Annotated in this window: 23 protein-coding genes and 1 pseudogene; 14 read left to right on the top strand and 10 right to left on the bottom strand. The window is 59.1% G+C overall.

Going from position 1 to position 22,805, the window contains the following annotated elements:
* Window positions 1–116: 116 nt before the first annotated feature.
* A complete protein-coding gene (locus BK659_RS06765; RefSeq protein WP_123424317.1) occupies window positions 117–1,064 on the bottom strand; it encodes a LysR substrate-binding domain-containing protein in 948 nt (315 codons plus the stop codon).
* Between the two features lie 135 nt (window positions 1,065–1,199).
* Between BK659_RS06765 and BK659_RS06760 the strand changes: the two genes are divergently transcribed.
* The 3 genes from BK659_RS06760 to BK659_RS06750 all read left to right on the top strand — a co-directional run bounded on the left by BK659_RS06760 (window position 1,200) and on the right by BK659_RS06750 (window position 4,480).
* Complete coding sequence (locus BK659_RS06760; protein WP_123424316.1) at window positions 1,200–2,576, top strand: L-serine ammonia-lyase; 1,377 nt, start codon at window positions 1,200–1,202, stop codon at window positions 2,574–2,576.
* Window positions 2,577–2,663: 87 nt separating this feature from the next.
* The gene (locus BK659_RS06755) at window positions 2,664–3,965 is read left to right on the top strand and encodes a serine/threonine transporter (protein WP_123424315.1); all 1,302 of its coding nucleotides are present in this window, start codon (window positions 2,664–2,666) and stop codon (window positions 3,963–3,965) included.
* Window positions 3,966–4,162: 197 nt separating this feature from the next.
* Window positions 4,163–4,480, top strand: a complete 318-nt coding sequence (locus BK659_RS06750) for a DUF3509 domain-containing protein (protein WP_123424314.1) — start codon at window positions 4,163–4,165, stop codon at window positions 4,478–4,480.
* Here the strand turns inward: BK659_RS06750 and BK659_RS06745 are convergent.
* On the bottom strand, window positions 4,477–4,977 hold the full coding sequence (locus BK659_RS06745; RefSeq protein ID WP_054595739.1) for a phosphate-starvation-inducible protein PsiE: 501 nt from the start codon (window positions 4,975–4,977) through the stop codon (window positions 4,477–4,479). The genes BK659_RS06750 and BK659_RS06745 overlap by 4 nt on opposite strands.
* Window positions 4,978–5,238: 261 nt before the next feature.
* Here BK659_RS06745 and BK659_RS06740 point away from each other — a divergent pair, with 261 nt between their 5' ends.
* Window positions 5,239–8,007, top strand: a complete 2,769-nt coding sequence (locus BK659_RS06740; RefSeq protein ID WP_123424313.1) for an RHS repeat domain-containing protein — start codon at window positions 5,239–5,241, stop codon at window positions 8,005–8,007.
* A 349-nt stretch (window positions 8,008–8,356) separates the two neighbouring features.
* Window positions 8,357–8,596 (top strand): annotated as a pseudogene (locus BK659_RS06735) (YebG family protein); the annotation flags it as partial.
* 154 nt (window positions 8,597–8,750) lie between these two features.
* On the opposite strand, the gene BK659_RS06730 reads toward BK659_RS06735, so the two are convergent.
* The 4 genes from BK659_RS06730 to BK659_RS06715 all read right to left on the bottom strand — a co-directional run bounded on the left by BK659_RS06730 (window position 8,751) and on the right by BK659_RS06715 (window position 13,074).
* The gene (locus BK659_RS06730) at window positions 8,751–9,860 is read right to left on the bottom strand and encodes a dihydrolipoamide acetyltransferase family protein (protein ID WP_123424311.1); all 1,110 of its coding nucleotides are present in this window, start codon (window positions 9,858–9,860) and stop codon (window positions 8,751–8,753) included.
* A 16-nt stretch (window positions 9,861–9,876) separates the two neighbouring features.
* Entirely contained in the window at window positions 9,877–10,866 is a 990-nt protein-coding gene (locus BK659_RS06725) for an alpha-ketoacid dehydrogenase subunit beta (protein ID WP_123424310.1), read from the bottom strand.
* Window positions 10,859–11,953 (bottom strand): pyruvate dehydrogenase (acetyl-transferring) E1 component subunit alpha, encoded by a 1,095-nt coding sequence (gene pdhA / locus BK659_RS06720; RefSeq protein ID WP_123424309.1) that lies wholly within the window; start codon window positions 11,951–11,953, stop codon window positions 10,859–10,861. Before pdhA ends, BK659_RS06725 begins: the two co-directional genes overlap by 8 nt.
* Before the next feature lie 101 nt (window positions 11,954–12,054).
* On the bottom strand, window positions 12,055–13,074 hold the full coding sequence (locus BK659_RS06715; protein WP_123424308.1) for a Glu/Leu/Phe/Val dehydrogenase family protein: 1,020 nt from the start codon (window positions 13,072–13,074) through the stop codon (window positions 12,055–12,057).
* 184 nt (window positions 13,075–13,258) lie between these two features.
* Between BK659_RS06715 and BK659_RS06710 the strand changes: the two genes are divergently transcribed.
* From BK659_RS06710 to BK659_RS06685, 6 genes are all read left to right on the top strand, one after another.
* Window positions 13,259–14,062 carry a SirB1 family protein gene (locus tag BK659_RS06710; RefSeq protein WP_123424307.1) on the top strand — a complete coding sequence of 268 codons (804 nt, stop codon included), beginning with the start codon at window positions 13,259–13,261 and terminating at the stop codon, window positions 14,060–14,062.
* A 75-nt stretch (window positions 14,063–14,137) separates the two neighbouring features.
* A complete protein-coding gene (gene folM, locus BK659_RS06705) occupies window positions 14,138–14,848 on the top strand; it encodes a dihydromonapterin reductase (protein ID WP_123424306.1) in 711 nt (236 codons plus the stop codon).
* Window positions 14,849–14,871: 23 nt separating this feature from the next.
* Window positions 14,872–15,447 carry a GTP cyclohydrolase I FolE gene (gene folE, locus BK659_RS06700; RefSeq protein WP_123424305.1) on the top strand — a complete coding sequence of 192 codons (576 nt, stop codon included), beginning with the start codon at window positions 14,872–14,874 and terminating at the stop codon, window positions 15,445–15,447.
* Window positions 15,448–15,449: 2 nt separating this feature from the next.
* On the top strand, window positions 15,450–15,821 hold the full coding sequence (gene folX / locus BK659_RS06695) for a dihydroneopterin triphosphate 2'-epimerase (RefSeq protein ID WP_123424304.1): 372 nt from the start codon (window positions 15,450–15,452) through the stop codon (window positions 15,819–15,821).
* A gap of 68 nt (window positions 15,822–15,889) precedes the next feature.
* Window positions 15,890–16,186, top strand: coding sequence for a DUF1244 domain-containing protein (locus BK659_RS06690; RefSeq protein WP_123424303.1), 297 nt, complete (start codon window positions 15,890–15,892; stop codon window positions 16,184–16,186).
* The gene (locus BK659_RS06685; RefSeq protein ID WP_123424302.1) at window positions 16,179–16,517 is read left to right on the top strand and encodes a HopJ type III effector protein; all 339 of its coding nucleotides are present in this window, start codon (window positions 16,179–16,181) and stop codon (window positions 16,515–16,517) included. The genes BK659_RS06690 and BK659_RS06685 overlap by 8 nt, the downstream gene beginning before the upstream one ends.
* Window positions 16,518–16,702: 185 nt before the next feature.
* On the opposite strand, the gene trxB is transcribed toward BK659_RS06685, so the two are convergent.
* Window positions 16,703–17,665: a thioredoxin-disulfide reductase gene (gene trxB / locus BK659_RS06675; protein WP_123424300.1), complete on the bottom strand. Its 963-nt coding sequence runs from the start codon at window positions 17,663–17,665 to the stop codon at window positions 16,703–16,705.
* A 331-nt stretch (window positions 17,666–17,996) separates the two neighbouring features.
* Between trxB and cysZ the strand changes: the two genes are divergently transcribed.
* Together cysZ and BK659_RS06665 are read left to right on the top strand one after the other, a co-directional pair.
* Entirely contained in the window at window positions 17,997–18,752 is a 756-nt protein-coding gene (cysZ, locus tag BK659_RS06670; protein ID WP_123424299.1) for a sulfate transporter CysZ, read from the top strand.
* Between the two features lie 40 nt (window positions 18,753–18,792).
* Window positions 18,793–19,992, top strand: a complete 1,200-nt coding sequence (locus BK659_RS06665) for a glycosyltransferase family 4 protein (protein ID WP_123424298.1) — start codon at window positions 18,793–18,795, stop codon at window positions 19,990–19,992.
* Window positions 19,993–20,100: 108 nt separating this feature from the next.
* On the opposite strand, the gene BK659_RS06660 is transcribed toward BK659_RS06665, so the two are convergent.
* The 3 genes from BK659_RS06660 to BK659_RS06650 form a co-directional block, all read right to left on the bottom strand.
* Window positions 20,101–21,204: an NADH:flavin oxidoreductase gene (locus BK659_RS06660; protein WP_123424297.1), complete on the bottom strand. Its 1,104-nt coding sequence runs from the start codon at window positions 21,202–21,204 to the stop codon at window positions 20,101–20,103.
* A 178-nt stretch (window positions 21,205–21,382) separates the two neighbouring features.
* Window positions 21,383–21,865, bottom strand: coding sequence for a glutathione peroxidase (locus tag BK659_RS06655; RefSeq protein ID WP_123424296.1), 483 nt, complete (start codon window positions 21,863–21,865; stop codon window positions 21,383–21,385).
* A 125-nt stretch (window positions 21,866–21,990) separates the two neighbouring features.
* Window positions 21,991–22,476: an FKBP-type peptidyl-prolyl cis-trans isomerase gene (locus tag BK659_RS06650; RefSeq protein ID WP_123424295.1), complete on the bottom strand. Its 486-nt coding sequence runs from the start codon at window positions 22,474–22,476 to the stop codon at window positions 21,991–21,993.
* Between BK659_RS06650 and BK659_RS06645 the strand changes: the two genes are divergently transcribed.
* Window positions 22,445–22,783: a DUF3565 domain-containing protein gene (locus BK659_RS06645; protein ID WP_123424350.1), complete on the top strand. Its 339-nt coding sequence runs from the start codon at window positions 22,445–22,447 to the stop codon at window positions 22,781–22,783. The genes BK659_RS06650 and BK659_RS06645 overlap by 32 nt on opposite strands.
* Window positions 22,784–22,805: the final 22 nt, after the last annotated feature.

Genomic DNA, 22,805 nt, shown 5'->3' with positions numbered 1-22,805 from the left:
GAAACAATTCAACCCCTAAAAAAAGATAAATTTTCATACGCAAAAAAAGCCGGACAACCGACAAAAGCGCTGTTAATGTCGGGAGTTGGGTAGCCCTGCAACGCCGCAACAAATCCTCACAATTGCCCCTCGCCCAACGGGTGCATTCCGCGAAAAATCTCCGCCTCCTCCACCAGCCAGTCATGCACCGCGCGCACGCCCGGATGGCTCAGCGCACCCGGTGAATACAGCAACACATAGCGTTTGTAATTGGGCACCGCGACGCCAAACGGCACGATCAGCGTGCCACGCTCCAGTTCATCGTTGAGCAAGGTCCGCCGGGCAATGGCCACGCCCATTCCGGCAATCGCCGCCTCGATGGTCAGGTGGTTGCGGTTGAAGGTATGCCCGCGCCGCACGTCCGCACCGTCGAAGCCGATGGCGTTCAGGTAAAACTCCCATTCCGCATATTCATAACTGCCGCGCCAGGCGGTGATGTCGTGCAACAACGGAAAATGCACCAGATCCGCCGGCCCATGCAGCGGTGGTCGGCCACGCAGCAGGCTCGGCGCGCAGACCGGGAAAATCTGCTCATCGAGCAAGGCTGTGGATAACAATCCCGGGTAGCTCCCGTCGTTCAGATCGATGGCCAGGTCGAAGTCACCTTCGTGCAGCGCCACGCTGCTGTCCTCGGCCACCAGCCGCAACTGGATATCCGGAAAGCGCTGCTGCAAACGCGGCAGGCGCGGCGTCAGCCATTTGCCGAGAAACGAAGGGATCGAGCGCAAACGCAGGATGCCGCTGATCATCCCCGCGTCCAGCCGGCGTAATTCCGCGTCAATGCTGCCATAGGCCTCGTTGACGGTGATCGCCAGGCGCTGGCCTTCGGCACTCAATTCGACACCCCGGGCGCGGCGGTGAAACAGGCGAAAACCCAAGCGTTCTTCCAACTGGCGAATTTGCTGGCTGACGGCGCCGGGGGTGATGTGCAGTTCTTCGGCACAGCGGGTGAACGACAAGTGGCGTGCCGCACAGGAAAACACATGCAGCCAGACGTAGGTCTGGGCATGAAATTGACGACTCATCGTTTAGTCCTACTAAAGCCTGTCTTAGGAAGTTTCGTTGGTCACGACTGACCGAGGTAGGCAGTATCGCCGACATTGCGCTTGTCCTACAAAAAATGGCAGCGATTCCTACTCCATTGCTTGTAAGGCTTTAGCATGGCTATCAGTGTTTTCGATCTCTTCAAAGTCGGCATCGGCCCGTCCAGCTCCCACACCGTCGGCCCGATGCGCGCCGCCGCGACCTTCGCCCAAGCGTTGTTTGACCAGGGTTTGCTGGAGCAAGTCCGGCGTGTGGAAGTCCGTCTCTACGGCTCGCTTTCCGCCACCGGCGTCGGCCACGCCACCGACCGCGCCTGCGTCATGGGCCTGATGGGCGAATGGCCTGACAGCATCGACCCGAGCTGCATCGGTCCGCGGATCCAGCAGTTGCGTGAAAACGGCGAACTGCTGCTGGCCGGCCGCCTGAACATTGCCTTTGATTGGCAGCGCGACTTGCTGCTGCTCGACGAAAGCCTGCCCTACCACCCCAACGCGATGTCGCTGACAGCCTTTGACGAAAACGGCCAGCTATGGGAACAGACCTACTACTCGGTTGGCGGCGGTTTCATCGTCGAAGCGGCCGAAGCCGAGTCGGGCGTGCCGGCGGCCAGCGACGTGGTGTTGCCGTACGACTTTTCCACCGCCGTCGAACTCCTGTCGCTGTGCAACCAGCACGGCCTGCGGGTTTCCGAGCTGATGATGGCCAACGAACGGGCCTGGCGCAGCGATGCGGAAATCCGCAAAGGCCTGCTGCATATCTGGTCGGTGATGCGTGAGTGCGTCGAACAAGGCTTGCGCCACGAAGGCATCCTGCCGGGTGGCCTGGATGTTCCGCGCCGCGCCGCGAAATTGCACCGCAGCCTGCTGGAAATCGGCAAGCCGAACGTGATCAGTTCGACCCTCTCGGCGATGGAGTGGGTCAACCTGTTCGCCCTCGCGGTCAACGAAGAAAACGCTGCCGGCGGACGCATGGTCACCGCACCGACCAACGGTGCAGCGGGGATCATCCCGGCGGTGCTGCATTACTACATGAAGTTCAACCCCGACGCGTCCGACGACGATGTCGTGGACTTCTTCCTCGCCGCCGCCTCAGTGGGCATCCTCTGCAAGAAAAACGCCTCGATCTCCGGCGCCGAAGTCGGCTGCCAGGGCGAAGTCGGTTCTGCCTGCGCCATGGCGGCTGCCGGGCTCGCCGACGTCTTGGGCGCGACGCCCGAGCAACTGGAAAACGCCGCCGAAATCGGCCTGGAACACAACCTTGGCCTGACCTGCGACCCGGTCGGCGGGCTGGTTCAGGTGCCATGCATCGAGCGCAACGCGATTGCCGCCGTGAAGGCGATCAACGCCACCCAAATGGCCCTGCGCGGCGACGGCAAACACTTCATTTCCCTGGACCGGGTGATCCGCACCATGCGCGATACCGGCGCCGATATGCACGACAAATACAAAGAGACTTCACGGGGCGGCCTGGCGGTGAGCTGGGTGGAATGTTGACGAGCATTCCCTGACCGCCCCCGGCACGTCGCTAGAAGCGGCCTGCCTGACGTGAGCCCGAGTAAAAATAATAACGAGGCAAAAACGATGACCGATGTACGTACACCTGCTGCCGATAATCCTGCTGTAGAACTGCCCCGCAGTACCGCAACAACCAGCAAAGGCTGGAGCAAACACGACACGACCTGGATGCTCGGCCTTTACGGCACGGCGATTGGCGCGGGCACGCTGTTCCTGCCGATCAACGCCGGCGTCGGCGGTTTCTGGCCGTTGCTGGTGCTGGCACTGCTGGCCTTTCCAATGACCTTCTTCGCTCACCGTGGCCTGACCCGCTTCGTGCTGTCCGGGCGTTCCGGGGACATCACCGAAGTGGTGGAAGAACACTTCGGCATCGGTGCCGGCAAGCTGATCACCCTGCTGTACTTCTTTGCGATTTTCCCGATTCTGCTGGTGTACAGCGTGGCGCTGACCAACACCCTCAGCAGCTTCATGGAGCATCAGTTGCACATCGCGCCGCCACCCCGCGCGGTGTTGTCGCTGGCGCTGATTCTGGGCCTGATGGCGATCGTGCGTTGCGGCCAGGGCGTGATCGTCAAATGCATGAGCGTGCTGGTGTACCCGTTTGTCGCGGCGTTGCTGTTGCTCGGCGTGAGCCTGATCCCGAACTGGAACGGCGCGTTCTTCGCCTCGGCCAGTGAAGGCATGCCGCTGCCGCTGTTCTTCAAAACCCTGTGGCTGGCGATCCCGGTGATGGTGTTCTCGTTCAACCATTCGCCGATCATCTCCGCCTTCGCCGTCGATCAGAAACAGCGTTACGGCGCCCAGGCCGAGCCAAAAAGCAGCGGCATCCTCGCTATCGCCCACAGCATGATGGTGCTGACGGTGATGTTCTTCTGCTTCAGCTGCGTGCTGGCCCTGTCACCGGCAGACCTTGCGGCAGCGAAGGCGCAGAACATCTCGATCCTGTCGTACCTGGCCAACCACTTCCAGACCCCGGTTATTGCCTATGCCGCGCCGTTGATCGCGCTGGTGGCGATCACCAAATCCTTCCTCGGCCACTACATCGGCGCCAGCGAAGGCTTCCAGGGCCTGATCGTGAAAAGCCTGCGCGGCCGTGGCCGGGTGATGTCGGCGAGTTGGCTGAACCGCGCCACCGCGCTGTTCATGATCCTCAGCTGCTGGGCCGTGGCGACCTTCAACCCAAGCATCCTGGGCATGATCGAGACCCTCGGTGGGCCGGTGATCGCCTGCTTGCTGTTCCTGATGCCGATGTACGCGATCCGCCGGGTGCCATCTCTGCGCCAGTATTCGGGGCAAGCCTCGAACATGTTCGTGGTATTGATCGGCCTGATCGCACTGTCAGCGATCATCTACTCCGTCATGCCCTGAAACCGACCATGAATGAAAAAGGCGAGCCATTGAGCTCGCCTTTTTATTGGCCCAAAACAGGGCCGGCATGCCCCTTGCTTTGTCCGTAGGAGTAGAGGAGCGAACGTTACGGAGGATTGCCGATGGTCTGGAAAAGCGAACCAATCCTGATCACGGCCGGTCAATAACTGCACGATCCAATCAAGCGGTGACGCATTATGGATAACCCATTCCAACTGATTACCGACGCTTTTGCGCCGGATTATCAGATCAACCTGAGTATTCAGGGGCTCGATGGCAGCATCATGCTGACCCTTTCCAACGCCGGCCGAATCGTCGCCAAACGGATGATCAGCGCCGAACAACGCAATGACCCGCAACGCCTGAAACGGCTGGTGCAAAGCATTCAGTTTGGCATCGCTATCCAACAGGGTCAGTGCGCCATGGCGATCCTCGAAGCCATGACCGACGGCGACAACCTCAAGCTGCCACCGCCGTCACGCAAGGGTCAACGCCCCCTGCCGGCAAGGCATTAAAGCTCGCCCTTCTCGACTTCCGGATGTTCGCCGGAGCCCGCACCGGTCTTGCGTTGCGGGTGTGCGATCTTCACCGACGGGAATTGCGAAGAGGCATAGCGCACCACCAGAATCGAAAACGCCAGCAGCAGAATCCCGCCGCACAGGTAAATGATCCCGATGTCCGGCGGGTTGTGGTGCGACACGTTGGAGATCAGCAGGCGCGTCAGCGCGGTGATCGCCACGTAGATCAGAAAGCGCACCGGCATGTGGTTGGTCTTGAAGTAAATCCCGACCATCGCTCCCAGCTCGAGGTAGATGAACAGCAGCAAGATGTCATCGATCTTGATGTCACCTTCCTTGATCATCAGCAAAAACTCCGCCACCGCAGCCCAGGCGGTGACTGCGCCGATGGCGAACAGCGCCAGGTAATGGAACGTCTCAACGAACAGGTTGCCCAGCGATCCGGCCAACTCATGGACGCTCTGGCGAAGCTTTTCAGCCCAATTGATATTCACGGTAGTTCTTTCCTTAGGTCGGCTCGACCGATGATGCGGGTTCGACGTGACGGTTGTTCTGCATGCAGAAAAAAGGCCAGCGGCATGGAATGAGATGGTGGCGGGACGATATGAGGCACGTTATGCGGTGCTTCCCATACCACCCTCCGGGTAAACCGTAATGCCAACCAGTCCGCCTGACCTGGTACTTCTTACAGTATCTTTGACGCGAAAATTAAGGCACGTTTGAGGGGACTCTATGCCAGACAGCTGGACTATCACATGCCCGCAACCACTTTCAGCCTGGACCATTCAACACCTGGGATCACAGCCATTGATCCAAGGGGGCTGGTCATTCGCAATGTCGCATACTGCCGAACAATCGCTGGAGGCAAAGCGCAACCGCGGGTTACTCGCCAGCGTTACAACCACGCGGCTCAGCAAGTGGCCAATTGGGACCCACGTCTCTGGGAACTGGCTGACACCGAATCGAACATAAAAGCCAATCTCACCACCCTCTACGGCTTGCCTGGCCTGGCGCTGATGACCGACAGTGTCGATTCTGGTTGGCGGCTGTCGCTCCCAAATGAAGCAGGCGAAGCGTGTTTGACCTGGGATTCACGCGGTAGCCGGCGACACACTGAATATGACACCTTGCTGCGTCCGGTTTCAGTGACCGAGCAGGGTATAGACAGCGAGTCTGGAACCGTTGAGCGTTTCACCTATGCCGACGGCAGTTCGCAATCAGCCGAACATAATCACCGTGGTCGTATCACCCGCCATGATGACACTGCTGGCAGCAAGCAAATATCCGGTTATGCCTTAAGTGGCCAGGTCCTGAGTGAAACACGACGATTCCTGAAACAGCTGCAAACCCCTTCCTGGCCCGTCGAGCTGCCCCTTCGTGACGAACTGCTCAAGGAGCAGGCTTTCACCAGTACTTCACTTCACGCTCCGATCGGTGAGCTGTTGGAGCAAACCGATGCCATGGGCAACCGTCAACGCCATCAATACAACGTGGCTGGGCAACTCAAACAAAACCATCTTCAACTAAAAGGCTCACGCGAAAAAACGCTGTTGAGCGCGATTCGCTACAACGCGTTGGGTCAGGTAGAAAGTGAAACGGCCGGCAATGGCGTGATCAGCAGTTTTCAATACCGCCCCGAAGATGGCCGGCTAATACACCTGTTCGCGCAGCGCACCACAGACTCTGCACTACAAGACATCCGCTATGACTATGATCCTGTGGGCAACATAGTCAGCATTAACGACGTGGCTCTGGGAACGCGTCACTTCAACAATCAGCGCATAGAACCTGTCTCAACCTACCGCTACGACTCGTTGTACCAACTGATTGAGGCTACGGGCCGCGAGAGCTGTTCGCCTGCCAACGGCTCCGAACTCCCACACTATCAGCCTCTGCCTTCTGACCCGAACCAGATGGCTAACTACACTCAAACTTATGAATACGATTCCGGCGGGAATTTAGAGAAACTGATGCATGTCGGGGCCCAGCAATACTCCCGAGCGATGATGACAGCCATCAACAGCAACCGTAGTCTGCCCTTGCCTGATGGCGGACGCGACCCGGACTTCGCCAACAGTTTCGACCCTAATGGAAACTTGAAACACTTGCAGCCAGGTCCGGACATGAACTGGAACCTGCGTAATCAATTGCAGGAAATCACCTTGGCCACCCGACCGGATAGCGCCAACGATAGCGAGTGGTATGTCTATGACGGCGGTGGTCAACGCGTGCGCAAGGTTCGCACCACCCAGGCCAAAAGTGTGAGCCACATTGCCGAGGTGCTGTACCTGCCAGGCCTGGAAATTCGAACCGACAGTGCAAACGATCAAGTCCTGCACGTTATCAACGTACAGGCTGGGCGGATCAACGTGCGGGTGCTGCATTGGGAAACTGTGCCTCCCAAGGATGTCGAGAATGATCAATTACGCTACGGCCTCAGTGATCATTTGGGTTCCAGCACCCTGGAACTGGATGAACAGGCCAAGCTGCTGAACCAGGAAGGTTATTACCCGTTTGGTGGCACGGCGTGGTTCGCGGCGCGCAGTGAGACCGAGGGCAAATACAAAACCATTCGTTATTCAGGCAAGGAACGGGATGCAAGCGGGCTTTATTACTATGGTTTCAGGTATTACGTGTCGTGGTGGATGCGGTGGCTTAATCCCGATCCGGCAGGGGCGGTGGATGGATTAAATCTGTATCGGATGGTGAGGAATAATCCGATGACTCTCGTGGACGAGAACGGGTTGCGCCCTGGAGACAAAATGCCTCCACCCGTACCTCCACGACCGCCCGCAGTACCCCCTCGTCCTCCTGTTCGGCCTAGCAACGATAGTATGAGCTCAACGCAGCCATACGCACTTGCGTCAACAATACCGCAGTCTGTTACAGAAAAAAAATTCGAATCTGAAGCTCTGACAGCTAAAGAAAAAGTAACACGCACACGAAGCAACGAATATATCCACCCACACAAAAAATCACATCTAACAAAAACGAAGAGCTTGGAGTTTATAAATACAATAGGTACGAACAACGATTTCACCCCTAAAAGAATCACTGTACTTGACTCTTACATTCAAAACCCAGCACCAAAAAATACAGTTTTTAGCCTATCGAAGCGTAATGAAAAGTATGAATTCCTATCCACCCACGCAGCAGAAAGTCCAGCCCCTCCAAAAAATATAAAAGGTGAGATTATTTTTGTAATACCCTACTCAAATCCTTTTGGCGTCCTAAGTTCCATCCCTGAAGGCGCAGGCAACACGGAGCTTAAGCCTTTTGAGGTTCACGGACATACGTCCATCTCAAACCGAGAAGATGTTTTATATGCAGGAAAAATCTACCTTGACGATGATAGCAAACTACAGTATTGGGACAATGGCAGTGGACATTACAAACCAGATGTAAGTTTACACATATCAAACATCCCCCCCGCTCTTAGAGAGCTACTGCCACCCGATAAATTCAAGCCATATGACCGATCAAAACCTAGATCCATAGATATTGCAAGAGGGTATATTTTCTGAACAAAATACTGGATAACGCGATAACGCATTGATATTAAAAAGTTCGTTAAAGAATGTGGACTATGGTCAAGAAACGACGTTCTCTCATGCTTGTCATCGACAAGCAGGCTCAAGAGAGAATGTCATTGCATCAGTTCTTTTGATCGTGTCGACTGCTACGAGCAAGGTACAGACCAAAAATTGAGAATAAAAGGGGCATAATTTGCCCCTTTCAAACGTCTGCGAACCTCAACCAGCAGCTAACGTAAAAATCCACTACCCAACGCGCAGGGATTCGCTTATCCTTTCGGCTGTATATAAATACAGTAGTAGCAAAAGACAATTATCGTGAAGGCATGTGAGGTGGTGAATGGCCGTCGAAGTGGTATACCGCAGCAGCCGAGATCTGGAGCGCTTGTTCATGGATAAAGCCGAAGCTGACCGTCATGACAAAATGCTCGAACTGGCCGAATTGCTGGCTGAAGTGTTGCAAAAAGCGGTTCCGTCGCTGACCGAGAAACAGGTGGAAGAAGCCGGGATCTACATGGCGAAAAATCGCGATGTATTCGCCAAGGCATTCAAGAGCCAACCGGACGCCCTGTCCGAATTGCTCAACGTGCCTGTTGAAGCCGTTGAACCCGCTGAACCTGGCGAATCAACCGAGCCAGCCAAGCCCGCCAAGCCCGCTAAAGCTGCCAAGTAAGCAACGCCCGAATTGAATAGGCCCTGAGTCACTGAGTCAGGGCCTTTTTCATGCCTGGATTTCAAGCGTCCGGTTGTTCCAATGCCTCGACCAACACCTTGAAGAACCGCGCCGCCTCACCGCCCGTTACTACCCGGTGATCGAAGGTCAGCGACAGTGGCAATATCGGGTGCACTACAACCTTGCCCTCCATCGCCACCGGCTCATCGCGAATGGCCCCAGCGGCCAGTATCGCCACTTGTGGCGGCACTACCACCGGGTTGGCGTAGCGCCCGAACAAGGTGCCGAAATTCGACAAGGTCAGGGTCGCGCCCATCATTTCCCTGGGCGGAATCGAACGTGCCTGCACGTCTATGCGCAAGCGGGTCACGCCTTCTTTCAAATCGGCTGACGTGCGATTGCCAACATCGCGCAACACCGGCACGAACAAACCGTCCGGGGTGTCGACGGCAATGCCCAGGTCCAATGTGCCGTGGTGTTTGATCGACAAGGTCTTGCCATCAAACCCGCTGTTGAGCACCGGCTCCACGGCACAGGCTGCCGCCATGGCTTTGGCGAGACGGATCAACGGCTCACGCGCACTGCCCCAACGATGCAGATCGGCATCGGCAAAGATGGTCACCGGCACCACCTCGGCGTGGGACCTGGCCATGTTCAGCGCCATGCTGCGACGAACTCCGCGCAGCTTCTCACCACCGAATTTGTCGCGCTCGGTCTGCGAAGCACTTTCGACGTCGCTACGGGTGATCAGCCCATTGGGGCCTGAACCGCTCAACCCACTCAGCTCGACGCCCAATTGCCGGGCCAGTTGCCGCACCGCCGGGGTGGCACGGGCACTCATGTGTTCGCGGGTCGAGGGTGCGGCGCCGACAAAAAAACGGTCGTCCTGACTGCCGCCACCCCCTTCAAGCCGGCCCACCACCGTGCCGGCATCCGACTCGCCTTCATACCCCAGCAAAGGTTCGCCAACGTGCAGAATATCGCCTTCAGCGCCGTAGGTTTTCGCTACCACCCCGTCGTAGGGCGAGGGAATATCCACCAGAGCCTTGGCGGTTTCCACCGAGACCAGCAGTTGATCGGCCTTCACCGTATCGCCGACCTTGACGTGCCATTGGACGATTTCCGCTTCTTGCAGCCCTTCGCCCAGGTCGGGCAATTTGAAGTACTTCATCGCAGCCTCCCAGGCCTTAGAAGTGGTGCAGTAGCACGCTGTCGCAGGCGTGAAGGATGTCCTCGACGTTTGGCATGTACAGCAACTCTTGCCGATACAGCGGTGGCGGAATGTCCGGCGCGGTGACCCGCAGGATCGGCGCCTGCAAATCCAGCAATGCGCGTTCGTAGAGGCTGGCGGCGATTTCCGCGCCGACGCCACAGGTGCGTGGAGCTTCATGGACAATCACGCACCGACCGGTCTTGCGCACCGAGGCTTCCAGCGTGTCGAGGTCCAGCGGCTTGATGCAGGCGACATCGATCACCTCGGCCAAAATCCCCTGCGCGGCCAACGCATCGGCCGCCTGCAAGGTTTCCATGACGCTGGCGCCCCAGCTGATCAGGGTGATATCGCTGCCCTCACGCAAGGTGAAACAGCTGTCCAGCGGCAGGCGCTTGCCATCGTCGATCAACGGTTGCGGGTTCATCCGGTAGAGCCGTGTCGGTTCGAGGAACAGCACCGGGTCCGGGTCGTCGATGGCCGCCAGCAACAGGCCATACGCCCGCGCCGGCGATGACGGAATCACCACCCGCAACCCGGGGATATGGGCAAACAGCGCCTCGGTGCTTTCGCTGTGATGTTCCGGCGCACGAATCCCCGCGCCCATCGGCGTGCGCAGCACCATCGGGCAAGTGATCCGCCCGCGCGTGCGGTTGCGCATGCGGCTGGCGTGGGACACCAGGTGCTCCATGGTGGCGTAGATGAACCCCATGAACTGGATTTCCAGCACCGGCTTCAAGCCTTGGGCCGCCATGCCAATTACCAGTCCGCCGAGCATGGTTTCGGCCAGCGGCGTATCGATCACCCGCTTGAAGCCAAAGCTGTCGCGCAGCCCTTGCGTGGCGCGAAACACGCCACCGTTCACGCCGACGTCTTCACCGAGCACGATCACGTTTTCGTCCTCGCGCATGGCCCGGTGCATCGCCAGGTTGACCGCCTCCAGCAACGTGACTTTGCCGTTACTCATGGGCAGGCCCTCCCGCACGGCGCGCCGCCCGTTCGAGCAACCATTCGCGCTGCTCGGCCAGTGCGGCCGGCCACTGGGCATAAACGTGATCGATCACCGATTCGGCTGATTGCTGGCCGGCCGCCTCGAAGTTATCCACAGCGCCCTGCACCAGAGCCTGACACTCGGCGATCAACGTCTGTTCGCGCCCCTCGTCCCACACGCCCTGCCCGGCCAGAAAACGTTGCAAGCGCTTGACCGGCTCTTCAAGCCAGGCCTGTTTGACCTCATCCGCCGGGCGATAGCGGGTCGCATCGTCTGCGGTGGTGTGATCGCCGAGGCGATAACTCACACACTCCAGCAACACCGGGCCTTTACCGTGACGCGCTCGTTCGAGGGCAATTTGCACCCGGTCATAGACCGCGAGTATGTCGTTGCCATCGACCTGCTCGCCGTGGAAACCGGCGCCTATGGCCTTCTGAGCCAGGGTCGGCGCGGCGCATTGAATGCGCCGTGGCACCGAAATCGCCCATTGATTGTTGTTGACCACGAACACCACCGGCAACTGCCAGGCACCCGCGACGTTCAAGGCTTCGAGGAAGTCGCCTTTGCTGGTGGCGCCATCGCCGCAGGTGGTCACGGCAACCCGGTGTTCACCGCGAATCTTGAACGCGCTGGCGACTCCGCACGCATGCAGCGCTTGGGTGGCGATCGGCACACAGATCGGGAAGTCCTCGGCCGCCGACGGTTCGGCAAAGTCGCTGCCGCGCTCATCACCGCCCCAGTACAGCAAAATCTCTTCCATGCGCACCCCGCGCATCAATTGCACGGCGGTGTCGCGGTAATACGGAATCAGCACGTCTTCAGGATGCATCAGGCTCCCGACCGCCACCCCGATCGCTTCCTGGCCGAGGGTCGGCGCGTAAGTACCGATGCGCCCGGTGCGTTGCAGGGCGACGGCTTTTTGATCGAAGAGTCGGGTCAGAACCATTTGCCGGTAGAGGCGGGTCAGCAGATTGAAGTCGTCGGCCCAAGCGGGAAGTTCACTCAATGCCTGGCCGTCGGGGGATAAATAGCGGGTGTAGGAAAGGTCGAGCTTGTTGAGCATCGCTTGGCTCCTGGCACGCGGGGTCAGCGTGCAGTTGTCGGGCCCGACGCTTGTGGCGCCGGGCTCAGGGAGCAAGTCGACCGGGTAAGGTCCTCACTCCTTCATCGGTACAACACTTTCTCCGCCAGCTCATCCGCGACCCGGGCCGGCGAGCGTTTTTCAGCCTGGGCATGGGCGAAGACTTCGGTCAGCCGCGAGCTGATTTTCGAGAGGTGCGCGGTGATGTTCGACAACGCCTCGCCACGGTGTTTGAGCGATACATAAATCAACCCGCCGGAATTGATCACGTAGTCCGGCGCATAAAGAATGCCGCGCTTCTCCAACTGGTCGGCAACGTGCAGGTTGGTTAGCTGGTTATTCGCCGACCCGGCCACCGCGGCGCAGCGCAATTGCGCAACGCTGTGGCTGTTGAGTACGCCGCCCAGCCCGCAAGGCGCGAGGATGTCGCACGGGGTGCTGAGCAGCGAATCGTTGGCAATCGGATGGGCGCCCAGTTGCTCCATCGCCAGTTGTACCTTGCCGGCGTCGATGTCGCTGACCAGCAATTCGGCCCCGGCGGCATGCAGTTGCTCGGCGAGGGAATAACCGACATTGCCCAACCCCTGGATCGCCACCCGCAGGCCTTCAAGGTTATCGCTGCCCAGGCGGGCCATGGCGGTGGCGCGGATACCGGTGAACACACCCATGGCGGCATGCGGCGCCGGATCGCCGGCGGCAGTGGTGCTGGTGACATGCTGGGTTGTCTGGGCAATGCAGTCCATGTCGGCAACCGAGGTGCCGCTGTCGATGGCCGTGATGTAACGACCGTCGAGCTGTTCGACAACGCGTCCGAAGGCCTCGAACAAGGCAGCGCGGTTTTCCACGTGAGGTGGGCGAATGATCACCGCCACCCCACCACCCTGCGCCAACCCGGCCAGCGCGGCCTTGTAACTCATGCCTTGCGCCAGGCGCACAGCATCCATCACGGCGCTTTCATCGTCGGGATAGGCAAGGTAACGGCAGCCACCGAGGGCGGGGCCCAAACGGCTGCAATGAATGGCAATGACCGCCTTCAACCCGGTCACCGGGTCAACGCTAAGGTGCAGCGATTCAAGGCGAGTGCTTTGCATGAGAGCGAACATCGTAGGGCTCCCGAATCACTTCTTGTAGTCGCCAGTATAGGCTTGCGGCTGAAAATTGCTGAAGCGCACCGGAATAAGCAAAGGGCGCTTTGCAACCTTAAAGACATAACCTGCAACACCGTGTGTACAGCACTGGACGAATGCCTGCGACGGGGCTAAAACGAGGCATCCGCCGGAGATTTTGATGAACCCGCGCCAAGCTTTTTTCGCCTGTCTGCAACACTCGCCACCAGCGCTCTTCGAAGCGGCGCTGTGGATCGCTGCCGAGCACGATCCAGAGGTGAAGCCCGAGGTGCTGCTGGAACAGTTCAAGGATCTGCAACAACGGGTCAGCGCCGGTTTGCCGATGTTGCCGGTCAGCGAGTTGGCTCAACCATTGTTGCGGCGACTCAACGACATGGGCTATCAACAGGACGAATCCACCCCGCTACGTCCGCAGGCGGCGCTACTCAACAAGGTGCTGGAACGCCGACGCGGGCAACCGCTGGCACTCGGGTTGATTGCGCTGGAGTTGGCCCGACGCCTGGAGATTCCGATGGTCGGGGTCAATTTCCCCGGACATTTCCTGTTGAAAGTGCCGGGTGCCGATCATTTGCTCGACCCGTGTGGCGGTCGGCGGTTATACCCCAACGATTGCCGCGAGCTGCTGCTACGCCAGTACGGCCCGAACATGCCGCTCAACGCCGAGCATCTGCTCACCAGCGAACCGATCCACATGCTCCAGCGACTGTCGCGCAACTTGCGCCAGCTGCATTTGGCCAACGACGACAACATCGGCGCGCTGATCGACGCCGAGCGGGTACTGGAGCTCGGCAATGCCAGCGCCAGCGACTACCTGGCCCGCGCCAGCCTCTATCAACGGCTGGACTGCCCCAACGCCGAACGTTTCGACCTGGAGCATGCCTTGCTGCTCAGCGACGATCCGATCCAGCGAATTCGCCTGACCGAACGGCTGGGGCATTTGCCGCCCAACCGTGTGGTGCACTGACAGCGCAATGGATTACCGGCCTTGGCAGCCGGGATCGCTGGTATAGTTTTGCCATACCCGCGAACCGAGCCGTTCATGACCTCATCCCCTGCTCCGATCCTCATCACGGGCGCCAGCCAGCGCGTCGGCCTGCATTGTGCCCAACGGTTGCTGGAGGAAGGTCACCGCGTGATCATCAGCTACCGCAGCGAACGCCCTGGCGTGCAAACCCTGCGTGACCTTGGCGCGACAGCACTGTTTGCCGACTTCTCCAGCGAGGCCGGGATTCTGGCGTTCATCGCGCAACTGAAAGCCCATACCCAAAGCCTGCGGGCGATTGTGCATAACGCCTCCGCATGGCTGGCCGAAACGCCTGACACCGAAGTGGCCGCCTTCACCCAGATGTTCAGCGTGCACATGCTTGCGCCCTATCTGATCAACCTGCATTGTGCCGACTTGCTGGAGCGCTCGACGCCTGCCGACATTGTGCATATCAGCGACGATGTCACGCGCAAGGGTAGCAGCAAGCACATCGCCTACTGCGCCAGCAAAGCCGGGCTCGACAGCCTGACCCTGTCCTTCGCCGCGAAATACGCTCCGAAAATCAAGGTCAACGGTATCGCTCCGGCCCTGCTACTGTTTAACCCCGACGACGACACGGCATACCGCGCCAAGGCCCTGGCCAAATCCGCGCTGGGTATCGAGCCCGGCAGCGAGGTTGTCTACCAGAGCCTGCGCTATTTGCTGGACAACCCTTATGTCACCGGCACGACCCTGACCGTCAACGGCGGACGGCACGTCAAGTAAGCCGTCCCCCGCGAGGATGTTCCATGACCTTATTCCTGCCCCAGAACTCCCTGTCCCAGAGCTACCGCGAGATCCTTATCGGCGTTGGTGAAGACCCCGACCGCGAAGGTCTGCAAGACACCCCGATGCGTGCGGCCAAGGCCATGCAGTACCTGTGTCATGGTTACGAGCAGAGCGTCGACGAGATCGTCAATGGCGCGCTATTCGCCTCTGACAACGATGAAATGGTGATCGTCGACGACATTGAGCTCTATTCGCTCTGCGAACATCACATGCTGCCCTTCATCGGCAAGGCCCATGTGGCTTATATTCCTACCGGCAAGGTGCTGGGTCTGTCGAAGATCGCGCGAATCGTCGACATGTTCGCCCGACGGTTGCAGATCCAGGAAAACCTCACCCGGGAAATCGCCGAGGCGGTGCAGCGCGTAACCCAGGCTGCTGGTGTTGCGGTAGTGATCGAGGCCCAGCACATGTGCATGATGATGCGTGGCGTCGAGAAACAGAATTCGACCATGAACACCTCGGTGATGCTCGGCGCCTTCCGCGATTCGAGCAACACCCGCCAGGAGTTCCTGCAATTGATTGGACGGAGCAAGTAGCAATGCCACAACTTCAACCAGGAATGGCCCGCATTCGGGTCAAGGACCTGTGCCTGCGGACCTTCATCGGAATCAATGAGGACGAAATCCTCAACAAGCAGGATGTGCTGATCAATCTGACCATCCTCTATGCAGCACACGATGCGGTGCGCGACAACGACATCGATCATGCGCTCAATTACCGCACCATCACCAAGGCAATCATCGCCCACGTGGAGGGCAATCGGTTTGCGCTGCTCGAACGCCTGACCCAGGAGTTGCTCGACCTGATCATGGCCAACCAGAGCGTGCTCTACGCCGAAGTCGAAGTCGACAAACCCCACGCCCTGCGTTTTGCCGAGTCGGTATCGATTACCCTCGCCGCGAGTCGCTGACCGTGTCTGGCGCATAGTCCGCCAGGCTTTTATTATCCGCGCCACGATTTGATTGCAGCGAGCCCATCATGACCGAACAACAACGCCTGGAACTTGAAGCTGCCGCCTTCCGCCGGCTGGTCGCGCACCTGGACAGCCGCAAGGATGTGCAGAACATCGACCTGATGAACCTCGCGGGCTTCTGCCGCAACTGCCTGTCCAAGTGGTACAAAGCCGCCGCCGACGATCGCCAGATCGAGGTCAGCCTCGATGATGCCCGTGAAGTGGTTTACGGCATGCCGTACGCCGAGTGGAAAGCCCAATACCAGCAAGAAGCCAGCGCCGACCAGCAAGCGGCGTTCGCCAAAGGAAAAACCCATGACTGACCTGAACACCCTGCGCGCCAGCCTCAAGAGCGGCGAACACGCTTTCGCCGACACCCTGGCGTTCATCGCCGCGGGCTACGATTACCAGCCACAAGCGTTCAACAACGGTGGCGTGGAAAACGCCGCGGGACAGAACGAAGGCTCGTGCAAAACCCTCGGCCTGGCGCTGCTGGAAGGCTTGAGCGATGAAGAAACGCTGCTGGCGTTTGGTGAGCATTACCGCTCGGTGGTTGCCACGCCGGATGGCAGCGATCACGGCAACATCCGTGCGTTGATTGCGCATGGTTTGGCCGGGGTGAAGTTCGAAGCTCAGCCACTGACTCGCCGCTAATCCCCTGCTTGAATGCAATCCCCTGTGGGAGCGAGCTTGCTCGCGATGGCTGCTTCACATTCAACACTGATGTTGACTGATACACCGCTATCGCGAGCAAGCTCGCTCCCACATGAGTTGCGCATCGCCCGTGAAATCGCGGGCACAAAAAACCGGCCGAGGCCGGTTTTTTCATTTCAACGATTTCAGAACGTGGCGTTCTGCAGGTCGTCCAGGTAACGCTCGGCGTCCAGTGCGGCCATGCAGCCAGCGCCAGCCGAGGTGATCGCCTGACGGTAAACGTGGTCAGCCACGTCGCCCGCAGCAAAGATGCCTTCAAGGCTGGTCGCCGTCGCGTTGCCGTCACGGCCGCCCTGCACTACCAGATAACCGTCTTTCAAGGTCAGCTGGCCTTCGAACAGCGAAGTGTTCGGGGTGTGGCCGATAGCGATGAACACGCCGTCGACTTTCAGCTCGTCGAAGCTGCCGTCGTTGTTCTTCAAACGTGCACCGGTCACGCCCATGTTGTCGCCCAACACTTCGTCCAGCGTCGAGTTCAGCTTCAGGACGATCTTGCCTTCGGCAACCCGTGCGTGCAGCTTGTCGATCAGGATTTTCTCGGCGCGGAAGGTCTCGCGACGGTGAATCAGGGTCACTTTGCTGGCGATGTTGGCCAGGTACAGCGCCTCTTCAACAGCGGTGTTGCCGCCGCCGACCACGGCCACTTCACGGTTGCGGTAGAAGAAACCATCACAGGTTGCGCAGGCCGATACACCTTTGCCCATGAAAGTTTCTTCCGACGGCAGGCCCAGGTAACGGGCGCTGGCGCCGGTCGCGATGATCAGTGCGTCGCAGGTGTAAGTGGCACTGTCACCCGTCAGGGTGTACGGCTTGGCGGCGAAGTCGACGGCGTTGATGTGGTCGAAAACGATTTCGGTCTCAAAGCGCTCGGCGTGCTCTTTCATCCGCTCCATCAGTGCCGGGCCGGTCAGGCCGTGCACGTCGCCCGGCCAGTTGTCGACTTCGGTGGTGGTGGTCAGTTGACCGCCAGCCTGCATGCCAGTGATCAGCAACGGCTTCAGGTTAGCGCGGGCGGCATAGACCGCAGCGCTGTAACCGGCAGGGCCGGAACCGAGAATAATCACTCGCGAATGACGTACATCAGACATGACTCACTCCTATCGACCGGCCGGTACTACCTGGCGCGGAATGCCGGATGACCGGCTGGAATAAAAAAGGGCTGTGCAAGCACTTGGGGAAGTGCCGTAGCTGGACAGCCCTGAAAAATATTGGGTGCAGCGTATCGAGGAGGCGAAGATTAAGGAAATACGGAATAACAATCCAGCTCATAGGCGGTCTCTATCCCCAGGAGGCTGATTTAAAGACGCCTTTGTTACAGTCTCTTTGTTGTTATAGCTAGTGTCGATACCGTTACCGCGCTTTCGCCTGTGTGGCAAAGCCGGTAAGGTCGGCGCGTTTTCTCATTGCTCGGAGCCCACTATGCCCGCCCCCGTTCTGTCCGGCCCGCAATACCTGCGCGAAGGCCTGAAGCTGGTCTTGAGTCCCGGCCTGCGTTTGTTCGTGTTGTTGCCGCTGGCCATCAACCTGGTGCTGTTCGTCGGATTGATTTACTTCGCCGGCCATCAGTTCAGCCTGTGGGTCGACACCTTGATGCCTTCACTGCCGAGCTGGCTGAGTTTTCTCAGTTATGTGCTTTGGCCACTGTTCGTCATTCTGGTGGCGCTGATGGTGTTCTTCACCTTCACCATGCTCGCCAACGTGATCGCCGCACCTTTTAACGGTTTTCTCGCGGAGAAAGTCGAAGTGGTGGTGCGCGGCACCGACGACTTCCCGACCTTCAGCTGGGGCGAGTTGATCGCGATGATCCCGCGCACGCTTGCCCGGGAAATGCGCAAACTCGGCTACTTCCTGCCCAGGGCCCTCGCGCTGCTGATCCTTTCGTTCATCCCGGTGGTCAACCTGATCGCAGCGCCGCTGTGGTTGCTGTTCGGTGTGTGGATGATGGCGATCCAGTACATCGACTACCCGGCGGACAACCACCAGTTGGGCTGGAACGAGATGCTCGCCTGGCTGCGCAAGAAGCGTTGGCAGAGCATGAGCTTTGGTGGAATCGTCTATCTGGCGCTGATGATACCGGTGGTGAACATCCTGATGATGCCGGCGGCGGTGGCTGGCGCGACGTTGTTTTGGGTGCGCGAGCGTGGCGCGGAAAACCTGGTGGCCAAGCCGGCCTGACTGCGTCACAAATCCATCATCGCGCTGACACAATGGCGACATGGCCTCAGCCGACACTGAGGTCATGACGACAGCTCTGCATATCACTCTGATCACCGAAACCTTCCCTCCGGAAATCAACGGCGTGGCCAATACCCTTGGCCGCTTGTGCGAAGGCCTGCGCGCGCGCGGGCATCTGGTAGAACTGGTGCGACCGCGCCAGGGCAGCGATCAAACCCGCCTCAGCGACGATGAACTGCTGCTCTGCCGCGGCTGGCCGCTGCCGGGTTATCCAGGGCTGCAATGGGGCCAGTCGTCGATGCACAAGTTGCTCAGGCGCTGGCAGCGTCATCGCCCGGACGTGCTCTACATCGCCACCGAAGGACCGCTGGGGTTGTCGGCCTTGCGGGCGGCACGGCGGCTGGGCATTTCAGTGGTGAGCGGTTTTCACACCAACTTCCAGCAGTACTCCAACCAGTACGGTCTCGGGCTGTTGACCCGGCTACTGACGCATTACCTGCGCTGGTTCCATAACCGCTCCACATTGACCCTGGTGCCCAGTGCCAGCCAACGAATGGAGTTGGAGCGTCGGCATTTCGAGCGCCTGGCACTGCTGTCCCGTGGCGTCGACAGTCAACTGTTCCACCCGGCCAAACGGCTGGGTTCGCTGCGTGAAAGCTGGGGACTGGATAACGACGATGTCGCGCTGATTCACGTCGGCCGGCTCGCCCAGGAAAAGAACCTCGGGCTGCTCAAGCGTTGTTACCAGGCCTTGCAGTCGACTTATCCACAGCGACGGATAAAGCTGATTGTGGTCGGTGATGGCCCGCAGCGTGCGCTGCTGGAACAGGAGCTGCCCGAGGCCATCTTCTGCGGCTCACAGCGCGGTGAAGCCCTGGCTTGTCACTACGCGTCCGGGGATCTGTTTCTGTTTCCGAGCCTGACCGAAACCTTCGGCAACGTGGTGCTGGAAGCACTGGCCTCAGGGTTGGGTGTGGTGGCCTATGATCAGGCAGCGGCAGCTCAACACATTCGCCATGGTTACAACGGCGTGCTGGCGATGCCGGGGGACGAAGAAGCGTTTTGCGATGCCGCCCGTTGGCTGCTGGAAGCAGCAGAAACCTTGCGCTGCATACGACTCAACGCGCGTCAGCACGCCAGTCGGCAGGGTTGGGGGGCAATCATCGAGCAGTTTGAAGGGCAGTTGCGCGGGGCCTGCGTCGCAGAGCATGGGCCGGTTAGTGCTGCGATATTGCCCTGATTTCTCTGTAGCATTGAGTCAGCCATCGCGAGCAAGCTCGCTCCCACAGGAGTATGTATTCCAATGTGGGAGCGAGCTTGCTCGCGATGGCGTCGGCACAGCCGCCGTTTAAACCAGCGTCATCAACGCCTCACGACTGAATGGCAGGATGTCCTGCTCGCGACCTTCGCGGACTTTCTGCGCCCAGTCCGGGTCGACCAGCAAGGCGCGACCCACCGCCACCAGGTCGAACTCCTGGTTGTTCAAACGCTCCAGCAGATTCTCCAGACTGGCCGGTTGCGCGACTTTGTCGGTGTTGACCATGAACTGCAGGAACTCACCGTCCAGCCCTACGCTGCCCACGGTGATGGTCGGCTTGCCGGTCAGTTGGCGGGTCCAGCCTGCCAGGTTCAGCTCGGAACCGTCGAACTCCGGCTCCCAGAAACGCCGCGTCGAGCAGTGGAAAATATCCACGCCGGCATCGGACAGCGGCTGAAGAAACTCGCCCAACGCCTCTGGGGTTTGTACCAGGCGTGCGCTGTAGTCCTGCTGCTTCCACTGGGAGAAACGGAAGATGATCGGGTAGTTCGGACCGACTGCCGCACGCACGGCCTGGATCAGTTCAATGGCAAAGCGAGAACGATTGGCCAGGCTGCCGCCGTATTCGTCGGTGCGCTGGTTGCTGCCTTCCCAGAAAAACTGGTCGACCAGATAGCCGTGGGCGCCGTGGATCTCGACGCCGTCCATGCCGATGCTCTGCGCATCTTTGGCGGCCTGGGCGAAGGCCGCGATCACGTCCTGGATATCCTGTTTGGTCATGCCGTGAACCACGACCTGACCGTCCTTGAGTTTTTCCGACGGTCCGTAACCCGGCACGCTGGCATCCGGTTCGGTGCCGATGCGCCGTACGCTGCCGACGTGCCACAACTGCGGAACGATCTTGCCGCCTTCGGCGTGCACCGCATCAACGACTTTTTTCCAGCCGGCCAACGCCGCTTCGCCGTAAAAGTGCGGGACGTTCGGGTAACCGTTGGACGCCTTGTGGCCCACCGTGGTGCCCTCGGTGATGATCAGGCCCACACCTGCGGCTGCGCGTCGGCGGTAGTACTCGATGACTTTCGAATTCGGCACACCGCCCGGGGAAAACGAGCGGGTCATCGGCGCCATGACCACACGGGTCGGCAACTCCAGGGCACCGAGGTTAAACGGCTTGAACAAGGCTTTGACTGGCATGCGACACTCCATGGAGAGGCGAGGTTTATGACGGTGATAATATGGAGTGCGCACAGTTTTGCGAAGCACTATTGATTTGGGTGATTAAAGGGTAGAAGCGAAAAGATCGCAGCCTGCGGCAGCTCCTACAGATAGCGTTGATCCGTAGGAGCTGCCGCCGGCTGCGATCTTTTGATGTTCAGATCAGGGCTTTTTCGATCGCCTGAACGATCGTCGGATCATCCGGCGCGGTACGTGGCGAGAAACGCGCCAGCACGCGACCATCTTTACCGAGGAGGAACTTCTCGAAGTTCCAGGTGATGTCACCCGGGAATTCCGCGCCCTCACCTGCCAACAACCGGTACAGCTGATGGCGATCATGACCGTTGACTTCCAGCTTGCTGGACAGCGGGAAGGTCACGCCGTAGTTGAGGCTGCAGAACTCTTTGATCTCGTTTTCAGTGCCCGGCTCTTGCCCGGCGAACTGATTGCACGGCAAACCCAGCACGCTGAAACCTTTACCCTTGTATTGCTGGTAGAGGTTTTCCAGAGCAGCGTACTGTGGGGTCAATCCACACTTGGAGGCGACGTTGACCACCAGCACGACGTGCCCTTTGAAGGGCGCCAGAGGCAACTCCTGGCCATCCAAAGCTTTCAATGTAAGGTCGTGAAAAGCACTCATGACGGACTCCAAATTTCCCGTGTTCTTCTCGAAACAGCCACTTGGCGATGTCGCCAAGGACAGCCGCGGACTAAAAAGGCGCCCCTCGGGCGCCTCTCCAGTTCTCGAAAGCTTAGCGCAGAAAATCAGTGGTGATGGCCACCTTCGCCATGGACGTGACCATGAGCGATTTCTTCCTGGCTGGCATCACGGATGTCGACGATTTTGACCTGGAAGGTCAAACGCTGGCCGGCCAACGGGTGGTTGCCGTCAACGGTCACGTCGTCGCCGTCCAGATCACGGATGGTGACGATTTGCATCTGGCCGTCTGGCGCGGAAGCGTGGAACTGCATGCCCACTTCCAGTTCGTCGACGCCTTCGAACATGCTGCGGCTCAGGGTGCTGACCAGTTCGGCAGCGTATTCGCCGTAGGCATCTTCAGGTTCTACGGAGACTTTCAGTTCTTCACCGACAGCTTTACCTTCCAGGGCTTTTTCCAGGCCCGGGATGATGTTACCTGCGCCTTGCAGGTAAACCAGCGGTGCGCCGCCGGCAGAGCTGTCGATGACCTCACCAGCGTCGTTGGTCAGGGTATAGTCGATGGAGACAGCCTTATTGGCGGCGATCAGCATGGGGCGAGACCTTTTGCATAAGAATATAGAAAGACCAAGTTTAGCGAAGCAATCGCCCGAAAGCGAACAGAACCCGGACGGACGGGTCGCTTCGACCGGGTCGACGATCCAGGGCTTCCATCTGGACGAGGACGGACACTGGGTTGCCGAGCTTTCCTGCGGCCATACCCAGCATCTGCGCCACCAGCCACCGTGGCAATCACGAGCCTGGGTGCTCGACCCTACCAAACGGATTGAAAAAATAGGCCAACCCTTTGATTGCGGTTGGTGCGCTCAGGGCTCGGTTAGCGATAACCTTGACGTCTGATTTCGGCAGACAGCCAGATATA

The sequence above is a fragment of the Pseudomonas brassicacearum genome (assembly GCF_003732225.1).
Lineage (GTDB): Bacteria > Pseudomonadota > Gammaproteobacteria > Pseudomonadales > Pseudomonadaceae > Aquipseudomonas > Aquipseudomonas brassicacearum_E.
The sequence above is the reverse complement of the archived record's forward strand: the minus strand, read 5'-3'. Positions and strand labels throughout refer to the sequence as shown.